General features: G+C 36.7%; 11 protein-coding genes. 9 read left to right on the plus strand and 2 right to left on the minus strand.

From position 1 onward, the window contains the following. Positions 1–12 precede the first annotated feature (12 nt). Complete coding sequence (locus IV84_RS07765; RefSeq protein ID WP_236699021.1) at positions 13–1,053, minus strand: acyltransferase family protein; 1,041 nt, start codon at positions 1,051–1,053, stop codon at positions 13–15. A gap of 126 nt (positions 1,054–1,179) precedes the next feature. Between IV84_RS07765 and IV84_RS07770 the strand changes: the two genes are divergently transcribed. Then, positions 1,180–1,941 carry an SGNH/GDSL hydrolase family protein gene (locus IV84_RS07770; RefSeq protein WP_100212720.1) on the plus strand — a complete coding sequence of 254 codons (762 nt, stop codon included), beginning with the start codon at positions 1,180–1,182 and terminating at the stop codon, positions 1,939–1,941. A 105-nt stretch (positions 1,942–2,046) separates the two neighbouring features. Here the strand turns inward: IV84_RS07770 and IV84_RS07775 are convergent, their stop codons facing one another. Continuing rightward, the gene (locus IV84_RS07775) at positions 2,047–2,916 is read right to left on the minus strand and encodes a LysR family transcriptional regulator (RefSeq protein WP_046870590.1); all 870 of its coding nucleotides are present in this window, start codon (positions 2,914–2,916) and stop codon (positions 2,047–2,049) included. A gap of 129 nt (positions 2,917–3,045) precedes the next feature. Here IV84_RS07775 and IV84_RS07780 point away from each other — a divergent pair, with 129 nt between their 5' ends. From IV84_RS07780 to IV84_RS07815, 8 genes are all read left to right on the plus strand, one after another. After that, a complete protein-coding gene (locus IV84_RS07780) occupies positions 3,046–3,963 on the plus strand; it encodes an ACP S-malonyltransferase (protein ID WP_046870589.1) in 918 nt (305 codons plus the stop codon). 119 nt (positions 3,964–4,082) lie between these two features. Continuing rightward, the gene (mdcA, locus tag IV84_RS07785) at positions 4,083–5,726 is read left to right on the plus strand and encodes a malonate decarboxylase subunit alpha (protein ID WP_056986367.1); all 1,644 of its coding nucleotides are present in this window, start codon (positions 4,083–4,085) and stop codon (positions 5,724–5,726) included. A 21-nt stretch (positions 5,727–5,747) separates the two neighbouring features. Beyond that, positions 5,748–6,563 (plus strand): triphosphoribosyl-dephospho-CoA synthase, encoded by an 816-nt coding sequence (locus IV84_RS07790; RefSeq protein WP_052694439.1) that lies wholly within the window; start codon positions 5,748–5,750, stop codon positions 6,561–6,563. Between the two features lies 1 nt (position 6,564). Further along, positions 6,565–6,864: a malonate decarboxylase subunit delta gene (locus tag IV84_RS07795; protein WP_046870587.1), complete on the plus strand. Its 300-nt coding sequence runs from the start codon at positions 6,565–6,567 to the stop codon at positions 6,862–6,864. Next, entirely contained in the window at positions 6,854–8,521 is a 1,668-nt protein-coding gene (mdcD, locus tag IV84_RS07800; protein ID WP_046870586.1) for a biotin-independent malonate decarboxylase subunit beta, read from the plus strand. The genes IV84_RS07795 and mdcD overlap by 11 nt, the downstream gene beginning before the upstream one ends. A 2-nt stretch (positions 8,522–8,523) precedes the next feature. Continuing rightward, positions 8,524–9,147 carry a malonate decarboxylase holo-ACP synthase gene (locus IV84_RS07805; RefSeq protein WP_052694438.1) on the plus strand — a complete coding sequence of 208 codons (624 nt, stop codon included), beginning with the start codon at positions 8,524–8,526 and terminating at the stop codon, positions 9,145–9,147. A gap of 72 nt (positions 9,148–9,219) precedes the next feature. Beyond that, positions 9,220–10,014, plus strand: a complete 795-nt coding sequence (locus tag IV84_RS07810; RefSeq protein WP_046870584.1) for an alpha/beta fold hydrolase — start codon at positions 9,220–9,222, stop codon at positions 10,012–10,014. Between the two features lie 651 nt (positions 10,015–10,665). After that, complete coding sequence (locus IV84_RS07815; protein WP_046870583.1) at positions 10,666–11,904, plus strand: mucin-binding protein; 1,239 nt, start codon at positions 10,666–10,668, stop codon at positions 11,902–11,904. Positions 11,905–12,010 lie beyond the last annotated feature (106 nt).

Consider the following 12,010-nt stretch of genomic DNA (forward strand, 5'->3'; position numbering starts at 1 on the left):
TTTTCCTACATTTTACGGGTGCCTTTTACAGCCAAATAAATGCCAAATGATTTGAAGCCAGAAGACATTTGATAAGTAGGCTCGGTAAGCATAAGTTGCTAGAAAATGCATTGGATTCAAAACATCTGAGTGATGACGAATATTCATGAATGCTAAAGCCGCAATTAATCCAATAACTGCTAATGCATAGATTGTCATTGATGGCTTATAATAAATTGCGTTTGCTAAATTTACTGGATGTCCAAAAGACTTCAATTCAGAGTTGGTCCAAACAAATGATAAGACAAAGACAATGGCAGCAAGCCACCAAAATTTGCGGAGCCAGTTTTCTAATTGGACATGTTTTTTCCACGCTAATGCACCTAAAATTCCATAAATAATAAAACTAATAAAAATTCGGTCTAATAAGTACCAGTGTTGCATTTGAGGTCCGTAAAAAACAAAATGGTCGTAAAATAGCAACCAGCAGAAATAACCAATCACTGTAACAGTTAGAACGCAAAATAATTTTTTGTTAGACTTTACGGCCCATCGTGATAACCACCAAAAGAACGGCATTAAAATGATAAATTGAAGCATCATTGTATTGTACCAAAGGTGAGGGGCCGCATTACCATTAACAAATTGCCATAAAAAGCTCGTAACATTATGAAAATGTGTAATTTGTTGCACGCTGGGAATAAATATCAAATAAACTAAAGTCCACCAAAAAGTGGGTACAAACAGGGAAGAGAATGTTTTAGACATGTAGTTTCCATAATTACTAAGATCAGAACTTTCATTCGTTCTAATTGTTGTGAACAAAATCCCAAAAATAAATGCAGGTGCAGTGTATTTTACTAGATTATAAATGACACCAATTCCTGTTTGTACGTTGGAATTGGGTCCAGTCTTTAAAACGAGAGAAAGCACTGTCTGCATCATGACCGCGGTACAGGCAAAAACTTTCATATAATCGCCGACATCAGCTGCCGGTACGTTTGTTTTTGTTCTCACTGTCGTTGTTAAAGTTGCCACCTTTATTGAAGTTGTGAGATCAATTAAAAATGACAAAGTAGATTGCAACGTAAATATAGCAGGTTATTTAAAAATTGGCAAACTATATTTCGGATTATTCTTATAATAACTACCAATTTTGTAAGCCTTGACATTGGTGATAGAATGCTTTTGAGGTGATTAATGATGAAGAAAATCGTTTTAAAAATGGCGATGCTTGGTGGGGCTGTCGTGCTATATAATAAGCTTCCTAACGGTGTTAAGTCGGTAGTTGCTGTTAATCTACCAGTATATAGTCCATCAAAAGAAACTATGAATGTCCATTCAAGTCTATATGGTAAAAGGGTTGCTTTTCTTGGGTCATCCATAACTTATGGTGCTGGATCTATGGGAAAATCTTTTGTTGAATATTTACAAGCCCGAGATGGAGTAATTCCAACAAAATCTGCAATTAGTGGTACTACTCTTGCTGGTTTGGAACCTAAAGCTTACACTAGTCGTTTGCGTACTGATTTTGACCAACACGCAAGCTATGATGTGTTTGTTTGTCAATTATCTACAAATGATGATCGTGATCACAAAAAGTTGGGTGAAATTACACCATATACACAAAAAGGTCAGTTTGATCGAAATACGACAATTGGTGCGATAGAAGATACCTTGTCCTATGTGCGTACTAATTTTGGATGTCCAATTATTTTTTACACTTGTTTACGTAAAACTGATGAAGCGTACTCTGAACTTATCAAGCAGCTGTATGCTTTGCAGGCCAAATGGCATTTTTACATTTTGGATCTTTGGGATAATTCTGTTATGAAAGAATCAATCAAAAATAATCCGAGCATGATGGTTGATGATGCTCATCCAACCCAATTTGGATATAAGCAACTTTGGACGCCAGTATTTGAAAAAGAGTTGCAAGATGTTTTGAACTTGGATAAATAAACTTTTAATGACGGTTATACAAAAAGCTTCAGTAGTAAGAAGAGTGCGTGGTGTGCGCAGTCCTTATGCTGAAGCTTTTTGTATACTTTTAAAAAAAACATCAAATTATAAAGTTAATTGTTCTTTTTGAGCATCTGCAAAAGTTTCAATTAGTTCATTACTGATTTCTCTTTGGATATCATTTAATTCATGAGTGGAAGAGCAAAGATAGATAGTTCTGCTCATAATGTCAGGAGTTAATCGAGCTAGATGCAATGATTTACCGGCAGTTTTCCAAGTTACAGCAGGAATAAATCCAATTCCAACACCTGCATCGATAAGTCCCCTAACTGTAGCAGGATCATCAGTTTCATATTTAAAATTAATTGTTAATTTTTGTTCATGAAAATAATCATCAATGGTTTTCCGTAATTGGTTATGGTTACCCAATCCAATAAATTGCGTGTTTGTGAGAGTTGAAGCTTTGACTGTTCCGTTAGGATAATTAGATTTCCATCCAACAAAAACTTCTTCTTTTATAATTTGTGCCGTAAAATAATTCGGAATTTTACGTGTGGTCACAACAAAATCATATTGTTGCAAATCTGTGTCCATCTGCACATGTTGTGCAATATTTAAACGAACATTTGGTAGGTTTTGTTGAATACGATTGACAATCTTTGGAATTAAAGTTGAAGCAACCTCAAATAGAATTGAAATCTGCTGTTCAGAAGTTTGGATACCACCTGATACTGAAGAGATACCACGATCAAGTAAATTTAAACTATCGTTTACATAACTGTAAAATAATTTACCATTCCGGTTAAGTTTGATAGTTCGTCCAACCCGATCGAATAATTTCACGTTTAGTTCTGATTCTAGTTGTTTAATAGTTTTGCTAACTGCAGATTGGGAAACAAAAAGTAATTCAGAAGCTTTTGTAATGCTTTCTTGGTTGGCGACAACTGAAAAATAACGTAGATGAGTTAGATTCATTGTAATTCGTCTCCTTTATAGTTAACCATTTGGTTATATATCATTCTAATTATGTATTATACATAGTTAAGTATTGATATTAAAGTGAAACTTGTGAGGTCAATTAAAAAGAAAGCTGGCGTGTGAAATATGAAAACTTTATGGATGTTTCCAGGTCAAGGATCACAGAGGCAAGGAATGTTGTCAAATGTGACACCGTCACTTCGGAAGAAAGTTACTGATTTAACTGATATTGAATTGACTGATACAGATCAGGGGTATACGGATTCAGTGCAAATTCAGTTAAGTATTTTAATTTTGCAAATCGATCAGATAGATAAAATGAAAGCTGATGGTTGGGCGCCTAACCTTGTAGCAGGTCATTCTTTAGGAGTTTTTGCAGCGGCCTATGCAGCTAATGTCATTACGGCAGTAGATGCAATTAAAGTTGTGGCACTTCGAGCAAAAGAAATGCAGAATGCTTATCCAACAGGATATGGAATGGGCGTAATTGTAGGGCTATTGCGAAAAGAAGTAACCGGGATTGTCAATGAAAATTTTGATAAAAGAAATCCAGTTTATGTTTCTAATCAAAATTCACAATTACAGGTTACGGTTTCTGGAAGTATCATAGGTATAAAAAAAATTTTGGAGCAAGCAAAGAAGCGGGGAGCACAAAAAGCAAAATTGCTTAGGGTACCGGTACCGTCACATTCTCCATTAATGAGGGATGTTGCTAAAAAATTAACGACGATTTTAGGAAAGATTCAATTACAAGATCCAACGTGTATCTATCTGGCAGATTACAACGGTCATGCAACGAAAAGTGTTGAACGAGTTACTTATGATTTAGGTAATAATTTAGTTCATCCGGTATATTGGGATGTCATGATGGATGTTGCTAAAGAATATTTGATAGATTCATCAGTTGAATTTTCACCAGGGCATGTTATGACAGGTTTACTAAAAACTAAGATACCTGATATGAAAACAATTTCAATGGCAGATATGGTACTAGAAGATGCGGAGTTTTTATTGAATAAATGGAAAAATCAAGAAAAACGTTAATAACCAAAGGGAGCCAGTCCGACTAGTCATTTTAATGGCGTAGAGAGGATGGACATCCGTAATGAGAATAAGATTTTGCGAAAGCAAAATAAATATTAATAACGAAAAGGAGTACTAACATGAGTGAAATTAAGAGTTGGACAACTCATCGAGACGCAAAGCAGCAAAAGTTAGAAAATGCTGCCAGTTTGCTTGATGGGAAATTTGCTAAGACAAAAGACGCAAAAGAGTTATTGGAATTATTGATTAGTTCAAATGATAAGGTAGTTTTGGAAGGTGATAATCAAAAACAGGCAAGCTTTTTGTCTAAAGTTTTAGCAAGCGTTGATCCCGAAAAGGTTCATGGATTGCATATGATTATGTCTAGCCTTTCTCGTCCAGAACACTTAGATATTTTTGATTTAGGAATTGCAAATAAGATGGATTTCTCATTTGCGGGGCCACAAAGTACGCGAGTTTCACAGATGGTTGCTGATGGGACGATGCAAGTTGGCGACATTCATACTTATCTGGAATTATATGCGCGTCTCTTTGTTGATCTGATTCCAAATGTTGTTTTAGTTGCCGCTGATAAGGTTGACCGAGAAGGAAATTTGTATACAGGTAATAACACTGAAGAAACACCAGTAATTGTTGAATCAGCTGCCTTCAAAGATGGCATAGTCATTGTGCAAGCTAATGAAATTGTTGATAAAGTTCCTCGAGTTGATATTCCTAGCGATTGGGTTGATGTTGTGATCCCTGCCGATGAGCCATATCAACTGGAACCATTATTTACACGTGATCCTCAAAACATTACAGAACTACAAATTCTCATGGGTATGATGGCAATTCGTGGTATCTATGAAAAACATAATGTGCAATCAGTTAATCACGGAGTTGGTTTTAATACCGCTGCTATTGAATTGCTTTTACCAACGTATGGAGAACAATTAGGATTAAAAGGTAAGATTGTGCCTAATTGGGAAGTCAATCCAACACCAACTTTGATTCCGGCAATTGAAAGTGGTTGGATCAAATCTATTCATAGTTTTGGTGGCGAAGTTGGAATGGAAAAATATATCGCTGCTCGACCTGATATTTTCTTTGTAGGTAAAGATGGTAGTATGCGATCTAACCGTGCTTATGGACAAATGGCTGGTCAATATGCTTTGGATATGTTCGTCGGTTCTACTTTACAAATCGATAAATACGGAAATTCTTCAACAGTTACAAATGGACGGTTGTCTGGTTTTGGGGGAGCGCCAAATATGGGTAGTAATCCGACCGGTCGCCGTCATTCAACTCCGGCTTGGCAAAGTTTACGACCTGATAACGATCCACTTGGTAAAGGACAGAAGTTAGTTGTCCAGATGGTTGAAACCTTTGGTTCTAATAAAAAACCGGTTTTTGTTGATCACCTAGATGCTGAAGAAGTTCGTAAAGAAGCCAAGTTAAAGAACGTTCCAATTATGATTTACAGCGAGGATACGACTCATATTGTGACTGAAGAAGGTATTGCTTATCTTTACAAGACAGACAGTATGGCCGAACGACAGGCCGCAATTGAAGCTATTGCAGGGGTAACACCAGTTGGTTTAAGAAGTGATGCCAAAACCTTAGCAGATCTACGTGCTCGTGGAATTGTGGCATTACCAGAAGATTTAGGTGTTTCTCGAGGACAAGCTAAACGATCACTATTAGCAGCACAAACAATGGATGATTTAGTAGAGTGGTCAAATGGATTATATAATCCACCTGCAAAATTTCGTAGTTGGTCATAAGTTTAAGTTGGAGTGAGTAACGTGATAAAAGTAAGTAATGCTGAAAAATTGGCTGAACAAGCAGTTGCTGCTTTAAAATGGGAAGCTAATTTTTCACCTAAACCAGGGTTAGTAACGAAAAGTTCAAATGGGTCGCATAAAGATATGAATATTGACTTGTTTATCAAATCAGCTGATAGTTTGTACGATACATTTTTAAGAATTGCTAATGTTTCAAAATCAATTCCAATTTCAGTGGTTTTACGAGAAAAAGTTGGTGCGATTGGGCGTGATGGTGAAAAGGCCATGTTAACAGCAACCCATGGTGTTAATACACATAAAGGTGCCATTTGGGCACTAGGAATTATAGTGGCTGTAATCAGTAATCAAAGTACAACGGACATGTCTATCATTTTTCAAAAGTGCGGCGAGTTAGCAAGTATTGCTGACCGTTATGTTCAATTACATTCTAAGACGACATACGGCATTCAGGTCAAAAAAGTGTATAAAATAAATGGAGCTCGTGAAGAAGCGGCTAATGGTTTTCCACATGTAAAAACTAGTTTACGTTTAATTAATGGTCAAATGGTGACTGATCAATTGGCTTGGCTTAGAGTCCTGTGTCTGCTATATGCCACGGTTGATGATACCAATGTGATTCATCGAAGTAGTCTATCAGTGTTGCGAGTATTTCAAAATGAAGCAAAACAAGCTTTTGAAGCTCCAGTAATTCAGGAAAGCTTAGCCTTCAAACAAGTAACGAAAATGGCCGAAGATTATCAAATATCACCTGGAGGTTGTGCAGACTTGTTTGCGGCAACTTACTTTTTAAATAATTTAGTTATTGAGGAGGATTAAAATGGAAAAACTAACATTTTCATTTAAAAATACAAAACCTGTTCAACATCCAGTGCATGTGGGTGTTGTGGCATCAGGAGATCTTGAAGTGATTTTTAAGCCCACCACTTCTAAAGAAACAACGTTACACATTGTGACGGGGAGCGATGGATTTAAAGAAGTTTGGCAAAATGTTTTAACACGTTTTTTTGAACGTTATCCATTACTGGCAGATATTGAAATTAATGATTTTGGAGCAACTCCTGGTGTTGTTAATTTGCGTTTAACTCAAGCAATGGAGGCGTTGAATAATGAAGAATAGTTTTGTTGAATTAAGCGGTCGGGATCGCGCCATCGCCTTGTTAGATGAAGGAACTGAAAGAGAACTTGTAGGTCCATTTGATGATATGATTTCGCCACATTTGGAACCTCAAGGAATTGTGCCAGAGAGCGATGATGGTGTGATCTTAATGAAAGGCCAACTTGAACATAAAAATGTATTGGTTATTTCAATCGAATCTGCCTTTCAAGGTGGTGGAATTGGTGAAGTGAGTGGTGCAAAAATAGTAGCAGCCTTAGAACAAGTTTTAAAGGACAATCAAAATGGTAAAACAATTTACCCTATTATTATTTTAGATACTGGTGGTGTCCGGCTACAAGAAGCAAATTATGGACTACTATCAATTTCAGAAATTCAAAATGCAGTTGTTGCTGTTAAGAAGTATGTACCAGTGATTGGACTTATTCCCGGACGAGTTGGTTCTTTTGGTGGGATGTCAATTACTTCAGCCATTTTATCGTATTTGATTGCGACTAAGAAAGCCCGGATTGGTTTGAACGGACCTGAAGTTATCGAACAAGAAGCAGGTGTTCGTGAATTTGATTCCAGTGATAAAGATCTTATCTGGGATACACTTGGTACAAAACAACGTTCGGCAACTAATATTGTCGATGAAGTTGTAGAAGATTCTGTTGAGGTAATGAGAGATGCAGTAAATCAAGCAATTTCAAAAAAGAAAGATGCAAAGCGGACTGAAGACGCTGACTTTTATCTTTCGCTATTAGATCAACTAGATATGAGTAAACCACTTAATACTGTTGATTACCGAGAGTTATATAAGAATGTCAAAACGGTTACCCACCCTATAACAGAGGCCGTTGCCACAACAGAAGAGAAACCTAAGAGTCGTGGTCGACTTTGGTTTGAAAAATTAACTGGCATTAAAAATGCTGAAACAAATGTGTCAACTGTGCTTCAAGCCACTGTTGACGGTAAAGCCTATGTTGCAATCGTTCCAGATCCTAAAAATCGTTTTCCACGTGTTCGGGAAGGTGAAGCTGGATTACAAGAAGGATTTGCAATCGCTAATGCGGTTAATAAAATTATTAAAGATGATGTGGATAAGGAGGTTAAACGACCAATTATTTTAGTTGTGGACGTTCCTAGTCAAGCATATGGGTATAAAGAGGAACTGATCGGTATTCATGTAGCGTTAGCTTCTAGCGCGGCCGCTTATGCTAAAGCGCGTCAAAGTGGGCATCCAGTTATTTCCTTTATTCCAGGTGATGCGGTATCTGGTGGATTCTTAGCTCATGGATTACAATCTAATCGATTAATTGCATTAGATGATGATTCAATCACAATTCAAGCAATGTCAAAAGCGAGTGCGGCTCGGATCACGCAGAGAACAATTGCGGAGCTTGAAGAAGCAACTAAGCATGTTCCCGCAATGGCTTATGATATTGATAATTACGAAAAGCTTGGTGCTTTATATCAATTAGTTAAGGGTGTTTCTTCTTGGGATGCTAACGATCAATCGGTAGCTAAAGTAAAGAAAATTATTGATGAGGCTATTGATAGTGCTAAAAATGATGCTAATGATCTTCGTTTTCGTTATAATACCAAGATTGCTAAAGAAAGTGGTCGTGTGGCAACGATTAAAATGCGTCAAGCAGTTGCTGATCAGTGGAGTGATTAATTATGGAACTATTGCCTCATGATTTAATAAAATTGGGCGCGATTAAAAATTTGAAAGAATTTGAAAGATTGGCACAATGGGCAAAGCTATCGCTAGTGAGAGCTCCTTGGGTGGTTGTTCGTCGAGGATACCAATCAGCAGGAATGGTTCCGGTTGGTATCCGAGGTAATCTTCGAAACGAAAGACAATCAGCCATGGTGAGTGAACAAGCGATTGTTGGAAAAGTTTCACCGTTTGACCTTGTTCTTAATAAGATGTGGCTATCAGTGAATTCTTCTCGTAAGACATTACCAGTATTTCAAGCTCTGGATGCTATTGCTCCAATAATGCGTGATTTTTCGTGGGGGATTGGTGGTAGTTGTGGATACGAACTAGTAAGTGGTGTACCTATGGCTAAGGTAAGCAGTGATTTAGATATCATTGTTCAAAATTTTCCAAAAGTTAGTGTAAATGAGGCACAGAAGTTACTTTCAGAATTAAATCAATATGGAGTTCACATTGATTTACAAGTTGTTGAAGGTCAAAATGGCTTTTCGCTTGAAGAGTATGCACATAATCGAAGTCAAACGATTCTAATGAAAACAGAAAAAGGACCGCAGTTAGTGCCTGATCCTTGGGAGAGATAGCAGAAGAATAGATTTTAAAAAGTGTCGTAACCTTAAGTGTTGCGACATTTTTTAATTTAGAATGGTGAGTTTATGAAATTTAAAACAACAGATGGCATTTTAATTGATTATCAGGATCAAGGTGTTGGATATCCGGTAGTGTTGGTAACTGGTTTTGGTGGATATAAAGAGATTTGGATGTTTCAAGTTCACTATTTACTTGAGATGGGCTATCGAGTAATTACGTATGATCATCGCAATCAGGGAAGTTCACAACGAGATAATTCTAACCAATCCTTTGAAAGACTTGTTCTTGATTTAAGAGAACTTATTCAAAGCCTAAATGTGAAATCACCAATTTTAGTGGGTCATTCAATGGGAGCCAGCGTGTGTTATGGCTATATTAGTCAGTTTAATGATGTTGCAGGAGTCATCGGCGTGGATCAGACACCCAAAATGTTAAATACGGATGATTGGAAATTTGGTTTTCTAAATGCAAATATAAAAAATTATCGAGAGATAGCTAAGTATTCAACTGATGTACATGAAACGCTAAATGGATTGGATTCTCGCATAGTAACTGAGTTGTTTAATCAGAAAAATAAATATCCCTTCGCACGTGCGGATAGTTATCAACTTTTGTTAAATCACTTTGAAAAAGATTGGTGGCAAGTACTTGAGTGTACGCATGTTCCAGTTATGTTAATAGCGGCTATTCAAAGCCCATATTATAATGCGGATTTTGTGGATGGGCTTTCGAAGACTAATGAACATATTAACAGTGCAAAACTCAATAATTGTGGCCATGTGATTATGGCCGAAATTCCAAATGAGTTTAATCAATTGTTGAGACATTTTCTATTAAAAAATCGTGATCGTCAATTATAGACAATTAAGAACAATTTATTTGAGGGCCTATTACAAAAAAATAGAACATGATGTTTCCAAAAAAATTGATGAGTAAGCATTAATTTATTTTGATAAATTTTAGGCGGCTTAAAGATCCTCCAAAGTTTTGTGATTTAAATTATTTAACGCACTCTATAAAAAACATATCAGTTTTCTGTGTGTTAATACAGACGTATTCCACAATTGAATCATCAATTTATATAAAAATCACACCATACTAAGACGATTTCCAGTGTAAACAAAATCAGTGTCAGTCATGCTAATGATGAATTAAATGGATCCTTAACTTAGTGGCAAGAATCTAACTTGAAAAATGACGAGTTGTCTATTATTTCTTATTTAAGTCGCAATGAAATTTGTAAAACATCAGAAATCCTAAAAATGGTTTTGGATTCTTAGAAGGTTTTTAAAACAAGTGACTACATGGTAGGCTTTTACATCAATGACAATTGGACTTACAATGAGGTATGTGTAGATCAGTTTAAGTGCTTAATATTAGTAAATAATTTGAGACCTAGTTTACCAACGCTGAGTGTAACAATGGGGGCAATTATACCAATACATCTAGGTCAATAGTGCTTGACGACATATGGATGAAATATAAATTTTTGAAAAGAGGATGTTTTAAAGATGCGATTGAAACAATTAGAACATAAAGGAGTTCAGGTATCACTTGATTATAAGTTGTATAGGTCTGGCAAGACTCTCGTCAATGGTGCTCTAGCCAGTATCGCCATTGCTGGTGGACTATTTTTATTAGGTGGCCAAACTTCGGCACATGCGTCTGTAATCAATGGCAAAAATAATGCTGATAGTGCTTTACAAGTTAAAACTACTAATAGTTCTGCCGCAAGTTCAACAGTACAGAATCCTAGTGCAGCAACTGACAGTAAAACACCGGCTAGTTCAAAGGCTGAATCGAGTGCAGCAACCAAGTCTACTGGTAATGATGTTGCATCTAGTTCAGTTTCCTCTAACACCAGTGCTGCAGGCTCTGCTGGTTCAACCGCTGTTAATTCAGAGGCTCGTCAATCAGCCGTCACCAACAAGCAAGCGACTAGTACTCAATCTGTTAACAATGATAATGCTGTGATTCATTCTGTTCCTCAACATATATTTGATGATGCTACTGTTTCAATACAAACAATTAACTATGTGGGTGCTGGCAAGGCAACCCCAGCAGCTAATGTTCAAATGATTAGTTGGACAGATGATATGGATTTAGCCACACACGTTACAACGTATACACCAGATGGTAACTATGAGGCGGTTAGATCACCAGTGGTTGCTGGCTACAGGGCCAATCGAATGATTGTCAATGGCAGTAAATTAGGCGCTGTGACTGAAATGCCGAATAATAGTGAGATTACGGTTACGTATACCGCAATTAATCATGGTTATACAATTACTCCGATTGATAAGAACGGTAAGCTAATTGGCAAACCAATTTCAAAAACTGGTGTGACTGGCCAACCAATTGCTACTTCTGATTTTCCGGGGTACACAATTGTACCTGGACAAACAAAAGTTGTTCCGAATGACAACGGCAATCTTAATGTGGTTTATCGTTCAAATACTGGTAAACAAACTAATTCAGAAGCTGAAACACAGCCTCGAGTTAAGCAAACGGCACCGACTGCTAAATCACAAGCCGTTAAACCGATTACTACTAATGTTTCTAAGCCAGTGGCTGGTCAGGCTAAACAAGTTTCAAAAACTACTAGTAGCAGTCAATCTCTTTCTAAGAAGTTACCACAAACCAATGAATTTTATGATGATTCTATTTTAGAAGTTATCGGTATTGCTTTGTTGAGTATGGTCGGGCTATTGTTTAATAGTTTATTTAGTAAAAAACGTTATCATGAATAGGTTTAAATGGATGATGTTAAATTAATTTAAAAAAGAAACTGATGTCTTCATTGCTAATGAAGTTTTATCAGTTTCTTGGGTCTCTGTCAAATCGTATTGGTGGAGA

The sequence above is a fragment of the Pediococcus damnosus genome (assembly GCF_001437255.1).
GTDB lineage: Bacteria > Bacillota > Bacilli > Lactobacillales > Lactobacillaceae > Pediococcus > Pediococcus damnosus.